Source organism: Methylopila sp. Yamaguchi (genome assembly GCF_002897035.1).
Lineage (GTDB): Bacteria > Pseudomonadota > Alphaproteobacteria > Rhizobiales > Methylopilaceae > Methylopila.
Window position 1 is genome coordinate 51,139 of the sequence record NZ_BAUX01000016.1, and the last position, 21,548, is coordinate 72,686.

At 67.2% G+C, this 21,548-nt stretch carries 22 protein-coding genes; 6 read left to right on the plus strand and 16 right to left on the minus strand.

Going from position 1 to position 21,548, the window contains the following annotated elements; all coding sequences use genetic code 11:
* Positions 1–312: 312 nt before the first annotated feature.
* From METY_RS16885 to sdhC, 4 genes are all read right to left on the minus strand, one after another.
* Entirely contained in the window at positions 313–1,185 is an 873-nt protein-coding gene (locus METY_RS16885; protein ID WP_103122551.1) for an SDR family oxidoreductase, read from the minus strand.
* Between the two features lie 63 nt (positions 1,186–1,248).
* Positions 1,249–2,034 (minus strand): SDR family NAD(P)-dependent oxidoreductase, encoded by a 786-nt coding sequence (locus METY_RS16890; protein ID WP_103122552.1) that lies wholly within the window; start codon positions 2,032–2,034, stop codon positions 1,249–1,251.
* A 166-nt stretch (positions 2,035–2,200) separates the two neighbouring features.
* Positions 2,201–2,338 carry a hypothetical protein gene (locus tag METY_RS21265; RefSeq protein WP_200819720.1) on the minus strand — a complete coding sequence of 46 codons (138 nt, stop codon included), beginning with the start codon at positions 2,336–2,338 and terminating at the stop codon, positions 2,201–2,203.
* A gap of 188 nt (positions 2,339–2,526) precedes the next feature.
* Entirely contained in the window at positions 2,527–2,922 is a 396-nt protein-coding gene (gene sdhC, locus METY_RS16900) for a succinate dehydrogenase, cytochrome b556 subunit (RefSeq protein WP_103122554.1), read from the minus strand.
* Positions 2,923–2,949: 27 nt separating this feature from the next.
* Here sdhC and METY_RS16905 point away from each other — a divergent pair, with 27 nt between their 5' ends.
* Together METY_RS16905 and METY_RS16910 are read left to right on the plus strand one after the other, a co-directional pair.
* The gene (locus METY_RS16905) at positions 2,950–3,660 is read left to right on the plus strand and encodes a YciE/YciF ferroxidase family protein (protein ID WP_244593707.1); all 711 of its coding nucleotides are present in this window, start codon (positions 2,950–2,952) and stop codon (positions 3,658–3,660) included.
* Positions 3,661–3,703: 43 nt separating this feature from the next.
* Positions 3,704–6,061 carry an FdhF/YdeP family oxidoreductase gene (locus METY_RS16910; RefSeq protein WP_103122556.1) on the plus strand — a complete coding sequence of 786 codons (2,358 nt, stop codon included), beginning with the start codon at positions 3,704–3,706 and terminating at the stop codon, positions 6,059–6,061.
* Positions 6,062–6,128: 67 nt separating this feature from the next.
* On the opposite strand, the gene METY_RS16915 is transcribed toward METY_RS16910, so the two are convergent.
* Together METY_RS16915 and METY_RS16920 are read right to left on the minus strand one after the other, a co-directional pair.
* On the minus strand, positions 6,129–6,629 hold the full coding sequence (locus tag METY_RS16915; protein ID WP_103122557.1) for a DUF2243 domain-containing protein: 501 nt from the start codon (positions 6,627–6,629) through the stop codon (positions 6,129–6,131).
* A gap of 486 nt (positions 6,630–7,115) precedes the next feature.
* On the minus strand, positions 7,116–7,973 hold the full coding sequence (locus tag METY_RS16920; RefSeq protein WP_103122558.1) for a manganese catalase family protein: 858 nt from the start codon (positions 7,971–7,973) through the stop codon (positions 7,116–7,118).
* A gap of 518 nt (positions 7,974–8,491) precedes the next feature.
* Here METY_RS16920 and METY_RS16930 point away from each other — a divergent pair.
* Complete coding sequence (locus METY_RS16930) at positions 8,492–9,406, plus strand: c-type cytochrome (RefSeq protein ID WP_146035743.1); 915 nt, start codon at positions 8,492–8,494, stop codon at positions 9,404–9,406.
* Between the two features lie 3 nt (positions 9,407–9,409).
* On the opposite strand, the gene METY_RS16935 is transcribed toward METY_RS16930, so the two are convergent.
* The 7 genes from METY_RS16935 to METY_RS16965 form a co-directional block, all read right to left on the minus strand.
* Positions 9,410–9,739, minus strand: coding sequence for a c-type cytochrome (locus tag METY_RS16935; protein ID WP_103122603.1), 330 nt, complete (start codon positions 9,737–9,739; stop codon positions 9,410–9,412).
* 70 nt (positions 9,740–9,809) lie between these two features.
* A complete protein-coding gene (locus METY_RS16940) occupies positions 9,810–10,703 on the minus strand; it encodes a cytochrome c oxidase assembly protein (RefSeq protein ID WP_103122560.1) in 894 nt (297 codons plus the stop codon).
* The gene (locus METY_RS16945) at positions 10,691–11,005 is read right to left on the minus strand and encodes a hypothetical protein (protein WP_146035744.1); all 315 of its coding nucleotides are present in this window, start codon (positions 11,003–11,005) and stop codon (positions 10,691–10,693) included. The genes METY_RS16940 and METY_RS16945 overlap by 13 nt, the downstream gene beginning before the upstream one ends.
* Positions 11,002–11,604 carry a cytochrome c oxidase subunit 3 gene (locus tag METY_RS16950; RefSeq protein ID WP_103122562.1) on the minus strand — a complete coding sequence of 201 codons (603 nt, stop codon included), beginning with the start codon at positions 11,602–11,604 and terminating at the stop codon, positions 11,002–11,004. Before METY_RS16950 ends, METY_RS16945 begins: the two co-directional genes overlap by 4 nt.
* Entirely contained in the window at positions 11,601–13,514 is a 1,914-nt protein-coding gene (gene ctaD / locus METY_RS16955; protein ID WP_103122563.1) for a cytochrome c oxidase subunit I, read from the minus strand. The genes METY_RS16950 and ctaD overlap by 4 nt, the downstream gene beginning before the upstream one ends.
* A complete protein-coding gene (gene coxB, locus METY_RS16960) occupies positions 13,511–14,494 on the minus strand; it encodes a cytochrome c oxidase subunit II (protein WP_103122564.1) in 984 nt (327 codons plus the stop codon). The genes ctaD and coxB overlap by 4 nt, the downstream gene beginning before the upstream one ends.
* Positions 14,491–14,958 (minus strand): c-type cytochrome, encoded by a 468-nt coding sequence (locus METY_RS16965; RefSeq protein WP_244593708.1) that lies wholly within the window; start codon positions 14,956–14,958, stop codon positions 14,491–14,493. Before METY_RS16965 ends, coxB begins: the two co-directional genes overlap by 4 nt.
* Positions 14,959–15,142: 184 nt before the next feature.
* On the opposite strand from METY_RS16965, the gene METY_RS16970 reads away from it, so the two are divergent.
* From METY_RS16970 to METY_RS16980, 3 genes are all read left to right on the plus strand, one after another.
* Positions 15,143–17,461 carry an FdhF/YdeP family oxidoreductase gene (locus METY_RS16970; RefSeq protein ID WP_103122604.1) on the plus strand — a complete coding sequence of 773 codons (2,319 nt, stop codon included), beginning with the start codon at positions 15,143–15,145 and terminating at the stop codon, positions 17,459–17,461.
* A gap of 83 nt (positions 17,462–17,544) precedes the next feature.
* A complete protein-coding gene (locus tag METY_RS16975) occupies positions 17,545–18,003 on the plus strand; it encodes a DUF2383 domain-containing protein (RefSeq protein ID WP_103122566.1) in 459 nt (152 codons plus the stop codon).
* An 18-nt stretch (positions 18,004–18,021) separates the two neighbouring features.
* Entirely contained in the window at positions 18,022–18,456 is a 435-nt protein-coding gene (locus METY_RS16980; RefSeq protein ID WP_103122567.1) for an HD domain-containing protein, read from the plus strand.
* 39 nt (positions 18,457–18,495) lie between these two features.
* On the opposite strand, the gene METY_RS16985 is transcribed toward METY_RS16980, so the two are convergent.
* Genes METY_RS16985 through METY_RS16995 form a run of 3 tightly spaced genes read right to left on the minus strand, consistent with a single transcriptional unit; the run spans position 18,496 to position 21,544 of the window.
* Positions 18,496–19,530: a Gfo/Idh/MocA family protein gene (locus METY_RS16985; RefSeq protein ID WP_103122568.1), complete on the minus strand. Its 1,035-nt coding sequence runs from the start codon at positions 19,528–19,530 to the stop codon at positions 18,496–18,498.
* Positions 19,521–20,507, minus strand: a complete 987-nt coding sequence (locus METY_RS16990) for an MDR/zinc-dependent alcohol dehydrogenase-like family protein (protein WP_244593709.1) — start codon at positions 20,505–20,507, stop codon at positions 19,521–19,523. The genes METY_RS16985 and METY_RS16990 overlap by 10 nt, the downstream gene beginning before the upstream one ends.
* A gap of 32 nt (positions 20,508–20,539) precedes the next feature.
* On the minus strand, positions 20,540–21,544 hold the full coding sequence (locus METY_RS16995; protein ID WP_103122606.1) for a UDP-glucuronic acid decarboxylase family protein: 1,005 nt from the start codon (positions 21,542–21,544) through the stop codon (positions 20,540–20,542).
* Positions 21,545–21,548: the final 4 nt, after the last annotated feature.

The following is a 21,548-nucleotide window of genomic DNA, read 5'->3' on the forward strand; positions in this document are numbered from 1 at the left end:
CGCAGCCCGCGTGGCCCAAAACAACGGATCCGGCGGCCCGACTAGCGCGCCACTGGACTCGTAATTTCCGGCGTGGGCGCGAGGGTCAGACCCGCAAGAACGAAATACCCTACGGCTATAAGCAAAAGCGCCCCCGCAAGGCATAGAATAGCAACTGTCTTTGCGGTCATGACTTTTTTACTTGATATGGCTTCGGCGCGATGGAGAAGGGCTTTCCTCGCCAATGCTGAGGCGTTCGGCTTGCAGAACGGGCTGCCTGCGGCGCCTCAGCTGTTGAGATACGGCATCCTCAAGCCGTCCTCACCCACGTGATCACAGCATCGGACGCCCGCCGGTGACCGGGATGATTGCGCCGGTGATGTAGCTCGCGTCGTTCGACGCCAGCATCACATAGGCCGCGGCGAGTTCCGCCGGCTGACCTGCCCGACCAATGGGCGTGTTCTCGCCGAAGGTCTTCACGGCTTCGTCGGGCATCGTCGAAGGAATGAGCGGCGTCCATATTGGACCGGGCGCCACCGCGTTAACCCGGATGCCCTTCTCGATGAGCAGTCCGGCGAGTCCCGCGGTGAAATTGGCGATAGCGCCTTTCGTGGCGGCGTAGGCCAGCAGGTGGGGGCTCGGACTCTTCGCGTTGATCGACGTCGTGTTGATGATGGACGATCCGGGGTTCATCACCTTGGACGCCGCTTTGGACAGATAGAACTGGCTATAGATGTTGGTCCGAAACGTGATGTCCCATTCTTCGGCCGAGATATCGTCGATCGAGCTGAAGCTCTTCTGATGCGCGGCGCTGTTGACGAGCACGTCCAGGCGCCCGAAAGCTTCGAGGGTTTTAGCCACGAGCTCCTTGCAATGGTTTTCGTCCTTGATGTCGCCTGACACGCAGAGGGCTTGCCGGCCGGAGGCTTTGACAAGGCGTTCCGTCTCACGGGCGTCCTCATGCTCGGTAAAGTAGGAGATCAGGACATCGGCGCCTTCCCGCGCGTAGGCGATGGCGACGGCGCGGCCGATCCCCGAGTCCGCGCCGGTGACGATCGCAGCCAGGCAGGCGAGCTTGCCCGACCCCTTGTAGGTTTCCTCGCCGTGATCGGCTTTTGGATCAAGCCGACGCTCCTCGCCTGGCACGGCTTGCGCCTGCTGAGGATGCGGAGGCCGCGGATACTTGGTTCTCGGGTCGTCGAGCATAGGTCTCTCTTCTGTCGAGACTGGCGGGATAGCCTCCGACGGGTCGTCGCCTCGCGCAGAAAGTCAGCGGCGACCCGAGCCGGGCTCCGACATACGGCGATGCACCTCAGCGGTGACGCCAGCCGGTACGATGTTCGCGATGGCGGACTGCAGCTTGTTCATCCAGCCGCTGACGACGTCGCCGTCGCCTCGCATCATCGCCTTAAACCCGATCTCCGCCACCTCGCGGGGATCCTGCTTCTTTTGCGTCCCGACCTTCGTGTCGAGCATGTCGGCGCGTCCGAAGAAGTCCGTCTCGGTCGCTCCGGGCATCAGGCAGGTGACGGTCACCCCGCTGTCCTTCAACTCGTTGCGGAGCGCGAACGAGAAGTTGTCGAGGAAAGCCTTGGTGCCGTTGTAGACCGCCTGAAAGGCGCCAGGGAGAAAACCCGCGATGGATCCGACGATGAGGATCCGACCCTCTCCAGCGGACCGCATATCGCGGCCAACCCGCTGGAGGAGATACAGCGTGCCTGTGACGTTCGTGTCCACGACCGCGCGGACGCGAGCAAAATCCTGGTCCAGGAAGGCGCCGCCGAGCCCTTGCCCCGCATTGGCCAGCACGGCCGCCACGGGGCGGCCCCCAGTCGCGGCCAGCAGCTTGTCGACCCCCTCAGTGGTCGCAAGGTCGGCTTCGACGGCCGCGACCTCCGCGCCGAGCGCGCGAAGGCTATCCGCCGCCCGGTGAATTCGCGGCTCGTTCGCGGCGATCGCCAGATCGTAGCCGTTCTCGGCGCAGACGCACGCGAGTTCGTAGCCGATGCCGGTCGAGGCGCCTGTGACCACAGCGAGGGGGCGAGCGGATGTCATGGTCGTCCCTTCCTGACTGCCTCGGACCCTCACGACGCTCTTCGGCGAGGCACCCCGGCGGAGCGGCGTCCGGCTCAGGAAGACCTCGGACGTTCGAATGTTCCCGGCCCTCCAGCGGGCCGACATGCGACGAGCTCGGACGGCGCCAGCAGAACGAACGGCAGCGTCAGTCGAAAACGACCCCCGCCGAGGCCGCGAGCACGAAGGCCGCTGCGGACGCGGCCATCGCGATGAAGACGCGTGGAGGGGGCCACGCGGGGGTGCGATCGGACCGCAGCGGATCGCGCCGCGTCTCGTCGCTCATGCCCGGCGCAATGGTCCGTCGAGGCTCGACTTCGTTCCGCATTGCGAGATCGACCGCGCTTCGTGACGGCGGGACGCCCGCCGCTTCGTCATCGGCGCCGAGCGGCGCGGCCGCTGGATCGCTGAAGGGAACCTTGTCCCTCGTTTCGCCCCGGTCGATCGCGTTGCGAAGTCGTTCGATCCCGTTGCTCATTGGGACGCCCAGATAACAAGCGCCCAAACCGCCGCCGTCGCCGCGACTGAACACGCGAGACTTCCCCGCGCGAGATACTCGCGCTCGTGATGGTCGAATCCGGCGCCCGTGTCCCAGATCAGGTGGCGGACGCCTCCCATCGCGTGGTGGATCAGCGCCCAGGTGTAGAGAAAAGTGAGACATCGCCCAGGCCACGATCCGTAGACCGCCTGCACGTGGGCAAAGGCGGCCGGACCGCTCGCCGCCGCCAGCAGCCAGACCGTGACGAGCAGCGATCCGACGTAGAGCGTGGCGCCGGTGAGGCGGTGAACGATCGACATCACCATCGAGAAGGTGGGACGATAGATTTGAAGATGCGGCGAGAGCGGTCGCTGCGCAGGTCGGCGGTCCATGGCTCTTCCTGCCTGGGACGAACAGACTTGAAAGAGTCGCTGCCGCGCATTGTTCCGCCAGGACTGCCGCCTGCCCGCCATACGGCTTCGCGCTTGCCGGTCGGCGATCCGAGGTCTCCAGCGCCGCATCGCGCGTCTGGTCGGCCCGACGCTGGTCCATCAGCGCGGTTCATCGGATGGAACATCATCCGAACCGCGCGCTTTAGCCCTCGCAACCAGGAGGGCCGCGAGATGGCGACGACAAAGAAGTTCCAGGACCTCTTGCTGGCGGAGCTCAGTGACGTCTACAGCGCCGAGACGCAGATCGCCGAAGCGCTCCCGAAACTGGCTCAGAAGGTTTCCGCCTCTGAGCTCAGACGTTTGCTCGAGGAGCACCTGCAGGAAACAAAGGGCCAGATCGCCCGGCTCGACAAGGCTTTTGCGGCGCTCGGCGCAAAGCCGGAAGCGAAGACCTGCAAGGCGATGCAGGGGCTGGTGGCCGAGGCCGACGAGCTCCTGAGCGCAGGACTGGCCCCGGAGGTGCTTGACGCGGCCCTGATCGCCGCAGCGCAGAAGGTCGAACACTACGAGATCGCAAGCTACGGCTCGCTCAAGGCTTATGCGGACGCTTGCGGGCTCGACGCCGTGGCCGATCTGATGGACGAGACGCTTCGAGAAGAGAAGGCGACGGATGAAAAACTGACCGCGGTCGCAACGTCGACCCTGAACGCGAGCGCTGTCCAAGCATCGGTCGGCTAACGACCGGCTTGCCGGGCGCGCAACCGCACTTCAGGAGAACGAGTTGGCGAAGCGGGATATTCCTGGCGTTGGAGTTTACGGGGGCCCGGCGGGCGGCTGGGGAGCGCTACAGGCCGTCGCCGCCGCGCTCCGAGCGCAGATGGCCTTCCGGCGCGAGACCAGCGCCCTCCGTTCCACGAACCAACCTCAGGGCTTCGATTGCCCGGGCTGCGCGTGGCCCGATCCGCGTCAGGCCTCGTCGTTCGAATTCTGCGAAAACGGCGCCAAGGCGGTCGCTTGGGAGGCGACGCGCAAGCTGGCGGACCCCGCCTTCTTTGAAGCCCACCCGGTTTCGGAGCTGTGGGATTGGTCCGATCACGCCCTCGAAGACGCCGGACGCCTCGCCCATCCCATGCGCTACGACGCTGAGCGGGACCGGTACGCCGCGGTTTCGTGGGGCGAGGCTTTCGCGGACATCGGCGCGAAGCTCCGCTCGTTGCCCGACCCGAATATGGGAGAGTTCTACACGTCTGGGCGCGCCTCGAACGAGGCCGCGTTCCTGTTCCAGCTGTTCGTGCGGGAGTTCGGGACTAATAATTTTCCCGACTGCTCCAACATGTGCCATGAGGCGACCAGCATCGGCCTTCCGGAATCGATCGGTGTCGGGAAGGGAACGGTGACGCTCGAGGACTTCGACTACGCCGACGCGGTGTTCTGCTTCGGACACAATCCCGGGACCAACCACCCGCGCATGCTTGCGACCTTGCGGGACGTGGCGAAACGCGGCGGCAAGATCCTGGTGTTCAACCCGCTGCGGGAGCGCGGCCTCGAGCGCTTCACCTCGCCGCAGAACCCGATCGAAATGCTCACCCTCCGCTCCACCCCGATTGCGACCAGCTACCACCAGCCCAAGGTCGGCGGCGACGCGGCCCTGATCAAGGGCATGATGAAGGCGCTGTTCGAGTGGGAGGCGGCGGGACGCGCCAGCGCTATCGACCGCACTTTTGCGGCCGTCCATACCGATGGGCTGGAGGATCTCGCGCGCGACATCTCCGCGACGGAGTGGGGACAGATCGAGCGCTGCTCAGGTCTGTCCCGGACGGAAATCGAGAGCGCCGCGGAGGTCTACGTCAATTCCGACCGGGTGATCTTCTGCTACGGCATGGGGCTGACGCAGCATCGCGACGGGACCGCCATCGTCCAACAGCTGGCCAACCTGCTGCTGCTGCGCGGAAACATCGGAAAGCCCGGGGCGGGCATTTGTCCCCTCCGCGGCCATTCCAACGTGCAAGGCGACCGGACTGTCGGCGTCACGGAAATCCCGGCGAAGGCCTTTCTCGATCGGCTTGAGGAGGTCTTCGGCTTTTCGCCTCCGCGCGAGAGCGGCCACGGCGCGGTCGAGGCGATCGAGGCCATGCTGGCCGGCCGCGCGAAGGCGCTCGTCGCGCTGGGCGGCAATCTTCCGGTCGCCATGCCCGATCCCGCGGCGACCTTCCCGGCGGTGCGGCGGCTCGACCTTGCGGTCCATATCGCGACAAAGCTGAACCGCTCTCATCTGCTCCTCGCGAAGACGAACTACATCCTGCCCTGTCTCGGCCGCACGGAGCTCGACCGCCAGGAAACCGGGCCCCAAGCCGTGACGGTCGAAGATTCAATGTCCGTGGTGCACGCCTCGCTCGGCAAGTTGAAGCCGGCCTCGGAGCACCTCATGTCGGAGCCCGCGATCGTGGCCGCCATCGCAAAGGCGACGCTTCCCGCCAGCAAAACCCGCTGGGACTGGCTGGCGGCCGATTACGACCGCGTCCGGGACGCGATCGAACAGGTGTTTCCGGACTTCCGCGACTACAACAACCGCGTTCGCGAGCCCGGCGGCTTCCGGTTGCCGGTCCCAGCCGGCGAGAGAGAGTGGAAGACGCCCAACGGCAAGGCGAACTTCATCGTGTTCCAGGGGCTCGACGGCGATCCCCGGGACCGCGCGCCCGGCGCGCTGAAGCTCGCGACGATCCGAAGCCACGACCAGTACAACACCACGATCTACGGCTTCAACGACCGCTACCGCGGCATACGGGGTCGACGGGACATCGTGTTCCTGAACGAGGACGATCTTGCCGCACGCGGGATGTCCCACGGCGACTTGATCGACGTCGAAGCGATCCCGCTTCCGGATGATCCCGAAAGCCCGCGCATCTTGCGTGGATTGACCGCCGTCGTGTTCGCGATCTCCCGCGGCTCCGCGGCCGCGTACTATCCTGAGGCCAATCCGCTTGTAGCGCTCGGCCACCACGACATCCGCAGCGGTACCCCCGCTTACAAGTCGATACCCGTGCTTATCCGGCGCGCCGAGCAGCCCGAGGGCGATCTTGCTCGCCGCTCCGACCTAACGTCAGGGGGACCTGAGGGACGGCCTTATCTGAAAAGCTGATCCCTCAACGAGTGGGGATTTTAGCGAGCAGTCGCAGGCCAAGTCGCGCCAGCCGCTCTAGGCACGGCTAAACCTGCCTCCCGGAGCCACTACCAGCGCGCCTCCGCCCCTGACGCATCATCCCAAAACCGGCGAAGGCCATCGCCGCGCCCCAGATCAAGAAGCCTATGTCCCAGTACGGCCAGTGCGCCGGCGGCGCGGTTTCATTGACGTGGTGCAGGCCGAGAATGTGATGGTTGATGGTCCCCTCGACCAGGTTGAAGGCACCGAACCCGCACAGCAGGCATCCGACGAACCGTCTCAACGACCAAGGGCGCCTGCCTCTCGCCGCGTCCCGCCAAAGCAAGACGACGCCCACAACGATGAAGATATAGGTCGCCGCATGAAACGCGCCGTCCAGCGTCGTGTTGAATTCAAGGCTTTGGACGTCGTTCACCGGACGCCAACTGCTCGCCATATGGTGCCACTGCAACAGTTGGTGCAGCACGATCCCATCAAAAAAGCCGCCGAGGCCCAGTCCCAGAAGAACGCCGGCCGACGTTCGCGGCCCAGTTGAGTCTTGATCCATTGGGGTCGGCGCCTTCGGGCTGGCTCGTCCGTCTCTCTTCATCACCTTCCAGCGCAAGAGGCGGCGCTTGTTCCACCCGGCCGTCGATCGCCTTAACGGCAACGGGGGTGCGCACAGAAGGCGCCCCATCATCATCGGCCGTAGAAACATGGGCTGCTCGCGGCTCATAACGATCGGGCGTCTAGACGGAAGTCCAGTCGCGCCGCGCGCGTCAGAAGGATTGCGGCTTCAACGTTCGTCCTCCGGACTGCTCAGTGTTGAGTATACCCTCCGTTTTACTTGGCCGCAAGAAATCGCCCCATGCCAAGATCGCGATCATTGCTGCGGCAAAGACAAGCAACGCGACGATCAGGAAGGGGCGGCCGCGCATCTTCCGGTGTGGGCGGGCATCGTCTGGCATCTGATCCTCGAACCTTAACAGGGCAATGGACGGAGAGGACGAGGGAGCGAGCGGATGCGGGGCGCAGGGCGCCCCGCATCGGTTCGTCAGCCGATCTGCTCGAGCTGCGCTCCGCTGTCCGGCCGCGCCGGACCGAGGATCGGCTCCTCGCCCATGGGCTTGTTCTGGAACACGGAGAATTCGCCCTTGCCGTCGACGGAAGGACCCGAGGTCCACCGCCCTTGGGGAGGGGGTGAGCCATCCACAGCGGTCGCGTAGAAATTATAGGCGTTCGCGCGATCCTCGAGTTCCTGCGGGAAGCTGTTCGGGATGGGCAGCACGCCCTCCTTGCCGCCGAGTTCCTCGATCGCGGCGAGCCATTGCTGCTGGTGCATCGTGTCGCGGGCGATCATGAAATGCAGCATCTTCTTCATGCCCTCGTCGTGCGCCGCATTGTAGAGCCTGCAGGCGAGCACCCGCCCAGTGCTTTCGGCGGCCACGTTGCAATACATGTCGGCCGCTATATTGCCGCTGGCGTAGATGTGGGACATGTCGAAGGGCACGCCCTCCGAATTGGCTGGGAACGCCGCCATGCCGGTGGAGAGCAGATGCCGGTGCAGCATGCCCTCGATCTCGTGCCGCGGATTGCCTCCGCCCATCACAGTCCGGACCACGCTGTCCGTGGCGCCCTCCTCCTGAAGGGAGGACGGCGCGGTCTCGAGATTGAGCGCGACCGCGGTCGCGAGCATCTCGATGTGCCCGATCTCCTCCGTCGCGGTGTGCAGCAGCATGTCGCGGTACTTCGTATTCGGCGCGCGCGCGCCCCACGCCTGGAAGAAGTACTGCATACAAACGCGGATTTCGCCTTCCACACCGCCGATCGCCTGCTGAAGCATACGGGCAAACAACGGGTCGGGCGTTGATACTTCCACCGGGTACTGCAGCCGTTTGTCGTGATAGTACATGAACCTAATCCGCCTCTGATTTGAGTTGGACCATAAAGTGAGGCGGTCAGGCATTGTTCCTTTGGGAACGGCTTTTTCTGCGCCGGTGAACACCTCCTTCCGCACGATGGCCGCGCCGACGACGCCGGTGGAACAACGCGCCTCGGAGGCGGTTCCTGCCCTATCGCGCAGGGCGGAGACGGACCCAATGACGAACGAAATGGCGAATGGCGCCACGTACCTCTTCTGGGCTGCGGGCATCTTTCTGATAGGCGTCGCTTTGGCTTTCGGAGCGCTCAGCCGGGCCCGCCGCTCCAAGGCGCGAAACTCGGGGTCGGTGACGCGGCGGCTCTACGAGGCTGAAAGCCGGGACCCCTTGAACCGATGACGGCGCGGAGTGCGCCGCCGCGATGGACAAGTTTTTCTCTCCGCATCGAAGAATTTAGGGGGCGTCATGAACCGCGAACGTCGTTCCTTCCAAAAGTCCTTTGCCCGCTTCTGACCGTCTCAACAAAAGCGCTGTGAAGGCGGTTGCGCGAATGGGCACGAAGACGGGTCTTGCGGTGACTGCGACGGTCGTAACGGTCGGGCTCGCGGCGTTTTGGGCGTTCAGCGCGCCCCTGCCGCGGTTTGCGCCCCAGGACGCGGCGCGCCTTGAGGGCGGAGACGCCGGGCGGGGAGGCATCGTGTTCGCCGCCAGCGATTGCGCGTCATGCCACATGACGCCGGGGCAGCCGGACCGCCGGCTCCTGGGCGGCGGCATGTCGCTGCCTTCGCCGTTCGGAACGCTCCGGCCGCCGAACATCTCGCCGGATCCCGAGAGTGGCATCGGCCGCTGGCGGGCGATCGATCTCGCCAACGCGATCATGAGCGGGGTCTCGCCTAATGGCGCGCACTACTACCCAGCGCTGCCCTATACGTCCTATGCCGGCATGAGCGAGACCGACCTTCGCGACCTCATGGCCTTCCTGCGCACGCTGCCGCCCACCGACCACGTCGCGCCGCCGCACGAGCTTTCCTTTCCATTCACGGTCCGCCGCTTCATCGGGCTGTGGAAGCTGCTCTATTTCAAGCCGGGAAGCGCGGACGGTCCAACTGCGGAGGAGCCCGGTCTCGCGCGTGGGCGCTACCTCGTGGAGACGCTCAGCCACTGCGCTGAGTGCCACTCTTCGCGGGACGTCTTCGGCGGAGTCATCGAGGAGACCCGTTTCGCCGGGGGGCGGAACCCGGAAGGCGTCGGGTTCGCCCCGAACATCACGCCGGCGCGCCTTAGCGGCTGGACGCAGGAGGAGCTTGCGCGCTTTCTCGAGACCGGACGTTCGCCCTCGGGGCGCGAGGTCGGCGGCACGATGAAAGACGTCATTGCGAACCTGGCCCAGTTGCAGCCCGAGGACCGGGACGCGATCGCGGCTTACGTGAAGTCGCTGCCGCCGCGCCCAACCCCATCGCCGTGAGCGTCAGTTGGCATAGAGATAGGCCGCGACGTCCCTCGCCTCCGACTCGCTGATGCCGGTCGCGGGCATCGCCGTGCCGGGCGACAGGCTCTGCGGCGCCACGATCCAGCGGATGAGGTTTTCGGCCGTGTTCGGCGCGACGCCCCCCACATAGACGCGGGCTGCAAGGCCGGCGAGAGGGGCCGCCGCCTGCCCGTCGGCGCCCGGGACGCCAGGGATCGTGTGGCATCCGCCGCAGCCGTAACGCCGGAGCAACGCCGGCGCCCGCGCAGGATCGCCTCCCGTCACAGCCACCGCCACCCGCTCCCGCTTGGCGGCGTCCGACGCCTTCATTACAGCGAATCCTGCGGCCGCCGCCAACGCCGCGGCGATCGCAAGCGCCGCCGCGGCGCCGCCCAGCCGATCAGCCGCGAAGAACCGCACGACCGTCCCTCCCCGCCCTGCCGATCCAAAGGCCCACGAAGGCCAGGGCGGCTCCCGCATAGATCGCGCCGGCCGGAACCCACATCACGAAGCCTGCGAGCTGCTGATCCTCGAGCGGCGTCAGCCCCCACTCCGCGGCGCGGGCCGTTTGGGCGTCGTAGAGAACGCGCGGGGCGAGAGCGATGAGCGCGCCGAGCGCGCTCGTGTGCAGCATCGTGATCAGGAGCCGCCACGCCGCCGCCCCGGCCGACGCGCGGCGCAGGAGCGACCACCAGAACAACAGCGCGGTCGCGAGAAAGCTGAGATGCTGCAGCCGGTGCGCCGCGAGGTTCGTTACCGAGAGGTCGAACAGCGTCGGCGCATGCCAGGCCCAAAGCGCGACGCCGTGCAGGATCGTGGCGTTTCGGTGATCGACGATCAGGTCCCAGAGCCGCCGTGCCGGGCCCCGCCTGAGGGCGCCGCCGAACCGTCTGCGCATCGCCGGAGGAAGCGCCCACAGGAACGCGCCGACCGGACGGGACACGGCGATAAGCGGAGCCGCGACCGCCACGACGATCTCATGCTCGATCATGTGGAAGACGAAGACGCGCTCGCCCGCCCAGTGCAGCGGCGAGCAGAGCGCGAGGGCGAGCGCGAGCCAGCCGGCGCCGTAGCAGCCCGCCTGCCAGCCGCGCAGCCCTCGCCCAACGCCTGCGCGGCGCCACAGGCGCCATAGGCCCGTCGTGTAAAGCGCGGCCGACAGAACAAGCGGAACCACAACCAAGGGGTCGAAGGTCCAGGACAGCGGGGCTTCGGCGTCGACTGCGGTCCCGTGGGCGAAGACGGGCGGCGTCGCGAGCAGGGACAGTGGGAGGACGACCGCTAGCGCGCGCATGCCGGCGTCAACAACGAGGCTGCGCCCTGCAGCGTAAGAGCGAAGGCGAAGATCAGTCCGGCAAGAGCGCTGATGCGGGCGGCGAAAAGGGAGGCCTGATCGCCCCGCCCCGCGCGCCAGGACGCTACGGCGCCTCCCGCCGCTGCGGCGACGGCCGCGCAGATGACCGCCCCGGCGCGCGCGCCGTTGTCGGCGCAGTCAAGATACGGCAGCACCTGGGCGGCCTGCGTCGCGCACGCCCAGGCCGTGGCGCCCACGATCAGGCCGCTCCAGGTCCTCAGTGTTGCGCTAAACCCGCTCATACCCGCGCCAGCCAATAGATGCAGACGTAGATCGGAAGCCAGGTGACCACCACGAAGTTCCAGTAGAGCGCGTTGTCCTGGACATCTCCGAAGCGCCGCGACGTCCGCGCGTGACGCGTGAACATCAGGACCGCGAGGACGACGGTGTCGACGAGGTCCGTCAGCAGATGCGTGGTGTGGAGGCCCAGGAGGAGCCACACCACGGAACCATACGCATTCGTGTCCCAGCTGACGTTCAGGGCCGCAAACTCGAAGGCGCGGACGATCAGCGGCGCCGAGGACAGGATCGTCATCAGCACCACTCCGAAACGGACCTTCCGAAGATCCCCGGCCGCCGCCCAGCGCGACAGCAGCAGGTTGGGAACGACGCTCGCGAGCAGCAAGGCGGTGACCATCGTTCCCGCGGCGAGATCGGGCGGCGGCGCTTCCGGAGGCCAGGCCGGGGCGAGGCTCATGAGGTAGAGGTAGACAGCGATGACGAGCGCGAAGCCGGTGCCTTCGATCAGCATGAAGGCAAGCGTGCCCCACCACGTAGGGCTTGCGCTGCCGAGGCCGTGGAGCGGCAGGCCCCCGACGTCGAGAGCCGGGCGTTGCTTCATGCCTCGTCCTCCGGCGCGCCCTTCGGCCAGAACCAGCCAACGAGGGCGACGGCGATGGGGAGGGAGCCCCAGACCACGGCCCAGGGCGAGAAAATCGAGCCAATCAGCATGACGGTCGTGGCGACCGCGGCGAGAAACGGCCAGATCGACGCGCCAGCCGATGACTCCCGCGCCTCCGGCTCCGCTCGCTGGACGCTCGTCACCAGAAGCTCCCGGCGGTCGACCCTGAGGCCAGTCGCAACCGGCAGCGTCTCGGGATCGTCCCACAGCGGGTTTGCGCTCGTGACCACGGGGATCCCGTCGAAGTTGTAGGAGGGAGGCGGCGAGGTCGTCGCCCATTCCAGCGTCGGCGCGTTCCACGGGTTGTCTCCGGCCGGCGCTCCGCGTACCGCGCTGCGGACCACGTCCACGAAGAACAACAGGAAGCCTGCGAACAGGATGATTGAGGCCAAGCTGACGAACAGGTTCAGACCGCCCCACGGCAACTCGGGCTGATAGGCGTAGATCCGCCGCGGCATGCCCTGCAGGCCAAGCACGTGCATCGGGAAGAAGGTCAGATTGAACCCGACGAAGACGAGGGCCGCGACCCAGGCGCCGAGGCGGTCGCTCATCATTCGGCCGGTCATCTTCGGGAACCAGTAGTAGATGGCCCCCATCAGCGGGAACACCGCGCCGCCGACCAGTACATAATGGAAATGCGCGACGACGAAGTAGGTGTCGTGAACTTGGGAATCGAGCGGCACGGACGCCACCATGACGCCCGTGAGCCCGCCGATCGTGAAGGTTACGACGAACGCCGCCACGAACAGCAGCGGCGGCCGCCAGACCGGCCGCCCAAGCCAGAGCGTGGCGATGAAGCAGAAGATCTGGACGCCGGCCGGCACGGCGATCGCCATGCTCGACGCGGTGAAGAAGCTTTCGCCGACGCGCGGCAGCCCGGTCGTGAACATGTGGTGCGCCCACAGCCCGAACGACAGCACGCCGATCGTGATCAGCGACATGACAAGCGGCAGATAGCCGAACACAGGACGGCGCGCGAAGGTCGACAGCATCGTCGAGACCATGCCGACTGCCGGCAGGAAGATGATGTAGACCTCCGGATGCCCGAAGAACCAGAACAAGTGCTGGAACAACAGGACGTCGCCGCCTTCCGCCGGGTTGAAGAAATGGGTTCCGACCAAGCGGTCGAGGATCAGCGCGGAGCTTGCGATCATGATCGCCGGCATCGCCACGATCACGAGGAATGACGTGACCAGCATCGCCCAGACGAACAGCGGAATGCGGTCGAGCGTCATGCCCGGCGCGCGCTGCTTGAACACGGTCACCACGATCTCGACCGCGACCGCCAGCGCGGCGAGCTCGGTGAAGGTGATCATCTGCGCCCAGATGTCGGCGCGCTTGCCGTAGCCGTATTGCGGGCCCGACAGGGGAACATAGCCGAACCAGCCCACGTCCGGGCCGAAGTCGAGCAGGAAGGCGATCCAGAGCAGCGCGCCGCCGGCGACATAGATCCAGTAGGAGAAGGCGTTGAGGCGAGGGAAGGCGATGTTGCGCGTGCCGATCATCAGCGGCACGAGGTAGACGCCCATCGCTTCCATCACCGGCACGGCGAACAGGAACATCATGTTCGCGCCATGGACGGTGAAGACCTGATTGTAGACGTCCGGGCCAAGCAGCCGGCCTTCCGGGGTCGCCAGCTGGATGCGGATCAAGGCCGCCAATACGCCGCCCAGCGCGAGGAACACGAAGGCGGTGGCGATGTAGCGCCGCCCGATGATCTTGTGATCGACGACCGAGAGCGCTCCCAGGATCCCGCGCGGGGGGTCCCAGATCCGCCTCAGCCGGCGCTCCCGCTCCTCGGGCGGGAGATCGCGGCCTCTGGGATGGCGAACGCCCTCCGTCCCGTTCATTTCAACGCCGTCATATAGGCTGACAGCGCGCGCAGCTCCGCGGGCTCGAGAGCTATGGCCGGCATATTGGCGCCCGGCTTAATGGTCTGGGGATCCACGATCCAGGCGGCGAAGGCGCCGCGGGTGGCGGGCAACACGTCGGCGGCGATGCTGCGCCGGCTGGCGACATGAGTGAGGTCGGGACCCACCTTCGCAGACGCCGCCGTGCCGCGGATGGCGTGGCACGAGCTGCAGGCCTTGGCCTGGAACAGCGCGGCGCCGGCCTGCGCCTCAGGCTCCGTCGGCGCCGCCGCGACCGCGGCCTGCGCGCGGGCCCAGGCGTCGAACGCCGCGGGCGGCTCGGCGACCACGATCAAGCCCATGTGGGCGTGCTGCAGCCCGCAGAACTCGGCGCACTGGCCGCGGTAGACGCCTTCCTTGGTCACGGTGATCGTGACGGCGTTGTCGCGGCCGGGAATGAGGTCGAGCTTGCCCTGAAGTTGCGGGACCCAGAACGAGTGGATGACGTCGGCGGCCGACAGCTCCATTCGCACTGGCCGCCCGACCGGCAGGTGGATTTCGTTGGCGGTCACGACTCCTTCCGCCGGATAGGTCGCCTCCCACCACCACTGATAGCCCCTCAGCTTGATCACCAACCCGCCTCCGTCTGTCGCGAGCGAGCGCGTTGCGAGAAAGCTCGCGATCGTTAGGCCGGCGACGATCAGCACCGTCGCAACAACCGCCGCGCCGACCGCCAGCGCCGGCGTGCGAGAGCCGGCGGCGGTCGCCTCCGACGCCGTCGAGCGATTCCGAAGCAGGGCTAAGGTCAGCGACGCCATCACCGCCAGCCACACGACCGAGCAGACGACGACGAACAGCCAAAACAGCTCGTGTAGGCTCTCGGCCTGCGGACTCTGCGGATCGAGCGCCGACTGGATGGGCGAACAGGCCGCACAGCTCGCGGCCGCAAGGACGAGCGAGACGAGACGGCGCGCGCTCATCGCGCCGGCGGCTCAAGAGGCGCTTGGGTCGCGGGCGCACGGTTCTCGGCAGGCCGCGTCTGCGGGGCGTCGTCACGGCCTGGCGCCGCCGTCTTCGCGGAATAGGAGGCGAGCGTCTGCACGTAGCCCGCGAGTTGCCAGATCGAGTCGGGCGGGAGCTTCTGGCGGTACGGCGGCATGCCACGGGGCCGGCCGTCGCGGATGGTGGCGTAGAGGCTGGGAAGGTCGGCCCCATAGGCCCACCAGCCGTCGATGAGCGAGGGTCCGACGCCCCCGGATCCGTCGCCATGGCAGCCGGCGCAGTTCATCGCCGCGTACAGCCGCTTGCCCTGCGCGATCTCGTAGGCGTTGGTCTCATACGGCTTGCCGAGGGCCACATGGGCCAAGGGCTCGGCGCCGCCGACGCCGCCCGGTAGTAGCGCAGCCTCGTCCAGCGCCGCCACGACCGGTGGATCGCGCCGCATGACGCGCTCCTCGCGCTCGCAGGCGGACAGGGCCAGCCCAGCCAGCGCCGCCGCCAAGACACGCCCGCTTCGGTCCAGCCTTTGCTCCTCCATCGATCCGATCCGAGGCCCCCTTCGTCGCTCGGTCGGAACACTGGGGACGCCAGGATGTTCCTCTTGAAACCAAAGTGTTGTGGAGCGCCGCGTGACGAAGCCTAAGATTGATCCCTACGAAGGCCCCGCTGGAGGCTGGGGCTCCGCTGGAGCGCTGGCCGAGATCATCACGCGCGAGAAGCGCGGAGCGACCGGACCCGCGATCCTCGCGAAACAGAACAAGCCGGACGGCTTCATGTGCGTGTCCTGCGCCTGGGCGAAGCCGGCGGAGCCGCTGCCGTTCGAGTATTGCGAGAACGGAGCCAAGGCGACGGCTTGGGAGCTCACGCGTCGACGGGTCGCCCGCGAATTCTTCGAGACGCACACGGTCACGGAGTTGCTGGGCTGGTCCGACTACGCCCTGGAGGAGCAGGGTCGGCTGACGGAGCCGATGCGCTACGATCCCCAGACGGACAAGTACGAGCCCGTGTCCTGGGACGATGCGATCCGCGACATCGGCGCCGATCTAGCGTCCTTCGCCCCCGCCTCGGTGGTCTTCTACGCTTCCGGACGGGCGGCGCTGGAGACGTCCTACATGTACGCCCTGCTCGCGCGGCTTTACGGCACCAACAATCTGCCGGACAGTTCGAACATGTGCCACGAGTCGACCTCCGTGGCCCTCCCGCAGTCGATCGGAGTGCCGGTCGGCACGACGACGCTCGCGGACTTCGAGCATGTCGATCTGATCATGTTCTTTGGCCAGAACGTCGGTTCGAACTCCCCGCGCATGCTGCACCAGTTGCAGGAAGCGCGGCGCCGCGGAGCGGAGATCATCACGTTCAACCCGCTGCGCGAACGGGGATTGGAGCGTTTCACGAACCCGCAGAGTCCGGTCGAGATGCTGACGGGCGCCGAGACGACGATCTCGACGCAGTACCACCAGGTGAAGGCGGGGGGCGATCTCGCGGCGCTCGCCGGGATCTGCAAGGCGTTGCTCGAACAGGACGATGCGGCCGTTTCCGCCGGCCGCGGCAGCATGCTCGACCTCGCCTTCATCGCCGAGCACACCCACGGGTTCGAGTCGTTCGTGACGTTCTGCCGTCACCAGACTTGGGACGCGATCGAGCGCCGCTCCGGACTCAAGCGCGATCATCTGCAGGCCGTCGCCGAAGTCTATGCGCGGTCGCGCGCGACGATGGGCGTCTACGGCATGGGCCTCACCCAGCACCGGCTCGGGGTCGAAACCATCCAGATGCTGGTGAACCTGCTCCTTCTCAAGGGCAACATCGGGAAGCCGGGCGCCGGCGTATGTCCGGTGCGGGGCCACTCCAACGTGCAGGGTCAACGCACGGTCGGAATCACTGAGAAACCCGAGCTGGCGCCGCTCGACAAGCTCGCCGAGCAGTACGGCTTCACCCCGCCGCGCGACAAGGGCATGACCACGGTTGAAGTCTGCGAGGCCTTGGTGGCGGAGAAGCTCGACGCCTTCATCGGCCTCGGCGGCAACTTCGCGCGGGCGGCGCCGGACAGCGGTCGCACCGAGCCCGCCTGGGGACGGGTGAAGCTTACCGTCCAGATCGCCACGAAGCTGAACCGCGGCCATCTGCTGCACGGCCAGAAGGCCTACATCCTGCCGTGCCTCGGCCGGATCGAGATCGACGAACAGGAGACGGGCCCGCAGGCGGTCTCCATGGAGGACTCGACCTCGTTCTTCCATGGCTCCCGCGGAATGGTGAAACCGGCGTCGCCGCATCTCCGCTCGGAGCCCTGGATCGTCGCGCAGCTCGCCAAGGCGACGCTGCCGCCCAACCCGCGGGTGCCCTGGGACCGGTGGACCGCCGACTACGCGACGGTCCGCGAGGCGATGGCCGAGACCTATCCGGCGCTGTTCACCGGCTTCAACGAGACGATGTTCACTCCGGGCGGCGTCGAGAAGCCGCTCGCCGCGCGTGAGCGGCGCTGGGAGACCGACACCGGCAAGGCGAACTTCGCGACCCCGCCCGGCCTCGAGGCCGACCCCGACATCGCCCATGGCGACGACGTGCTCACGCTCATCACCATTCGCTCGAACGACCAGTTCAACACGACGGTCTATGGCTACAACGACCGCTTCCGAGGCGTCAGCGGCACCCGGCGCGTGCTCTTCATGAACCCGGCGGACATCGCGCGGCTCGGGTTCTCCGACGGCGACTTCGTCGAGGCGACCACCTGCGCCGACGATGGTCCCGCGCGTACGGCGGAGGGCCTGCGGGTGGTCGCCTACAGCGTGCCCGAGGGATGTTGCGCCGGCTACTATCCGGAGCTGAACGTGCTGCTGCCGATCTGGCACCACGACGCCCAGGCCAAGACCCCCGCGGCCAAGGCGATCCCTGTCCGGCTCGCGCCGTCGCAGCCCTGCGAAGGCGACCCCGCCGCAGAAGGGGAGCTCTGACCGGCTCGCCCGCACGCGAACCCCCAGCCGGAACATATGCGTTGGCCCCGGCTTCTATCGGGGTCAACACGCAGGAGAGCTTCATGGCCACGACCGTAGGGACCGAATCTTCGATCAACGACCTGGTGACCGATCTGATCTATCTCGAGCACGACGCGATCGCGGCCTACGACGCCACCGTCGAGCGGCTGGAGGACGCCGAGGCCAAGAGGCAGATCTCCGCCTTTCGGGCCGACCATCAGCAGCATCTCTCCGTCCTGTATGAGATGGCGCGCGAACTGGGCGCCGACGCTCCGCAGGGGGGCGACATGAAGAAAATGCTCACGACCGGCAAGGTCGCGATCGCCGACATGCTGGGCGGCGACTCCGCCATCTTGAAGGCGATGACGACCAATGAGGACGACACCGTCACGGCGTACGAGCGCGCAAGCCAGCACGAGGACGCCATCAGCCGCTCCAAGGCGTTCTTCGCCAAGGCGCTGGAAGACGAGCGCCGCCACCGGTCTTGGATGGAATCGAGGGCCCATTCGAACGCCGCCTGACGGCTTAGGGAGATCGCAGTGAGCACCCTCGAACGGGCGCTCGAGATCGCGCTCGACGCTCATGCCGGGCAGATCGATGAGGGCGGCGCGCCCTATGTGACGCACCCGATCCGGATGATGGCGTCGATTCCCGACGGCGCGGCCCAGATCGTCGCTCTTCTCCATGACGTCGTGGAGAAGAGCGATTGGACCCTCGCACGGCTGGAGGACGAAGGCTTCTCGGATGTCGTTCTGTCCGGCGTGGAGGCGCTTACCCGCCGCGCCGGCGAAAGCGAGGGCGATTTCGTCGAGCGCGCCAAGTCCGACGCGCTTGCGCGCATCGTCAAGCGTGCTGACCTGCAGGATAAGATCGCCCGCGTAGAGGGTTTCGCGGCTTCTGACGCCGGGGAGAAGCTGTCGCGCTATCGCTGGTCGTTGGCGGAACTTGAGCGCGAAGACGTCCTCGGGGGCTAGTCTCCGTCCCGACCTACCGTTGATCCGTGTGCAACTGGTTCAGGATGCGCGCTGCAGGCCCTCGGTGGACGCCGGTCGACGGCCATAGATTTGATCGATTGCGGCCGCGACGGGAATGAGGCTTTCGACCTCCGGGTCGAAGCCGCCCCCCGCAGCCAGCGTCCGGGCGAAGGCCTGCGCCGCGCCGACGTTCCAAGCGTCCGGAGGCGTCGCGAGCGTGGTCCGGGCCGTGCCGTCAAACCGTTCGGCGGCGAAGTCGTAGAACGAGCCGGCGACGTTCCGCAGCTCCGCGCCGCCGCGGTCGCCGAAGAACGAGGCCGAGATCACCGCGTCCTGGCCGGCGTGCAGACGCCACGAGCAGGTCAGCCGGACCACTGCGCCGGACGCGAGCGTCAGCACGGCCGACGCGTAGTCCTCTGTCCGATCAAGGGGCGGATGCATCGCCGCGCCGCCGGCGAACAGATGGGCTTCGACGCTCGCGACTTTGTCCTCGCCTAACGTCCATAGCGCCAGGTCAATCAGGTGGACGCCAAGGTCCGCCACGCAGCCGCCGCCCGACAGCGCGCGATCGTAGAACCATGGCTTGTCCGGGCCGTAGGCGTTGTGGAACACGAGATCGGCCGCGAAGACCCGGCCAAGGCCGCCCTCCTGGATCAAGCTGCGGATACGGCGGGCGCCGTCCGCGTGACGATAGGAGAGGTCGACGCCTAGCAGGCGGTCCGCTCTGCGAGCAGCGGCAACCACCGCTCGCACCTCCTCCTCGTTTCGTCCCAGCGGCTTCTGGCAGAACACGGCGACGCCAGCCCTCAGCGCGCGGATCGATTCTTCGGCATGAGCGGCGCTCGGGGTGGCGATCACGACCGCGTCGAGCTCGCGCTCGAGAAGGTCCTTGAGAGACCGCGCCCGCGCCGCTTCCGGCGCCGCCTCCGCCGCCGCCGCAGCGGCGTCGTCGGACGGGTCGACGAACGCCGCGACCTCAACGGCGCCGGTGGCAGCCATCGCCTCCATCCGGTGGCGGCCGATCCAGCCGACGCCGAGGAAGCCGACCCGGGGCCGGCCGCCGCTCATCCGCATGTGACGAACGCCTTCATGAACCCCTCGGGCCGGTCTCGTGTGGCGGCCAACGCCGCGTCAAGACGGTCGAGCGGATAGGCGTCGGTCAGCAGCGTCGTCGGATCCAGCCGCCCGGACACCACCGCCTCGATCGCCGCGCGCACTCCTTCCGCATAGACCGCGGGATCGCGCTCATGGGCGTTGATCACGTCGATGCCACGCCAGTTCCAAAGCTGCATGTTGATTTGCCGCGGACCGTCCTGGTGATAGCCCGCGATGATCAGCCGGCCCCGCTCCCGGGTCAGTTCCGCCGCGAGGTCCAGCGGCCAAGCCTTGCCCGTCGCCTCCACCACCCGGTCACAGAACGCGCCCCCGGTGAGGTCGCTGACGGTCCGAATGATCTCGTAATGGTCGTCGAGGACCAGCGTGTTCGCTGCGCCCATGCGCCGGGCGACGTCGAGCGCGTAGCCGCGGCGCGACAGCGCGATCACGCGCGCGCCCGCCGCGCTCGCGAGCCGCGTCAGGATCGCGCCAAGAAAGCCGATCCCGACAATGGCGACCGTCTGGCCCGCCCCGATATCGCTGCGGCGGAAAATGTTCATGGCGCAGCCGAGCGGCTCGGCTGGAAACGGCTTGCCGTCAAGCTCCGGAGGCAAGGGGATAACCTCGTTCCGGGCGGCGATGTCGTATTCGGCGTAGGCGTTCTGCGACAATGTCGCGACCCGCTGGTTAAGCTCAAGGTCGTCCACGCCTGGACCGATGGCGTCGATCCGGCCCCAGCCCTCGTGGCCGAGTCCGCCGGGCCGAGTGGGGAACGCCATCCAGTCCGGCCCGGACCAGGGAGTGACGTTGGAGGCGCATACCCCACATCCCTCAAGCCGGATGCGCACTTGGTCCCGGCCGGGCTCGGGCCGCGGCGCACGCTGCACCTCCGACCGGCCCGGCCCGACGACGACGGCCGCCTTCATCGTCACTTCCACGGCGATGGCCTCGGCCATGGCGCTCTCCTTCCGCGTCTGGACGGCGCGGTTCACGCGACGGCCGCCTCTGCGCGCCGGACGTCCGCGCGGATCGCGCCGGTCTGTTCAAACCAGGCGATCGTCGCGCGAAGGCCGTCCTCAAGCGAAGTGGTCGGCCGCCACCCCAGCACGGAGGCCGCTTTCGCGATGTCCGGCCGGCGCCGCTTGGGATCGTCCACTGGAAGCGGCTTCACCTTGAGGCGGGAGTTCGAACCCGTCAGCCGCAGCACAAGCGCCGCCAACTGGTTGATCGTGAGCTCGGTCGGATTGCCGAGATTGATCGGGCCGGGTTCCGGGCCGTCATGCTCCATCAACGCGATGAGCCCGTCGATCAGGTCGTCGACGTAGCAGAACGAGCGCGTCTGGGCGCCGTCGCCGAAGACGGTGATGTCGTCCCCGGCGAGCGCTTGGCTGATGAGGTTCGACACCACGCGGCCGTCGGCGGCGGAGAGGCGCGGTCCATAGGTGTTGAAGATGCGGGCGACGCGCACCTCGCCGCGGCCGGCGCGTGCGAAGTCGTAGGTCAGCGTCTCCGCGCAACGCTTGCCTTCGTCGTAGCAGGCGCGCGGCCCGATCGAGTTGACGTGGCCCCAGTAGGTTTCCGGCTGGGGGTGAACATGGGGATCGCCGTAGATTTCGCTGGTCGAACTCAGAAGGAAACGAGCCCCTGTGCGTTCCGCCAGCGCCAGAAGGTGGCGTGTGCCGAGGACGCTGGTCAGCAGAGTGTGCTCCGGATCCGCCTGGTAGAGCGGCGGCGAAGCGGCGCAGGCCAGATTGTAGATCCGGTCGAAGGGACGGCCGTCGAGAACGCCATCCAGGGAATCGACGATGTCGGCGTCGACGTAGGTGAAGGACGGATGGCGCAGGGCGCTTTCCAGGTTGGCCATGCTGCCGGTGCGGAGATTGTCGACGCAGACCACGCTAGCCCCCTCACCCAGCAGGCGGTCGCACAGGTGGGAGCCCAGGAAGCCTGCGCCGCCTGCGACGAGAACGCGCTTGGTGGTCTTCGGCGCCATGTTG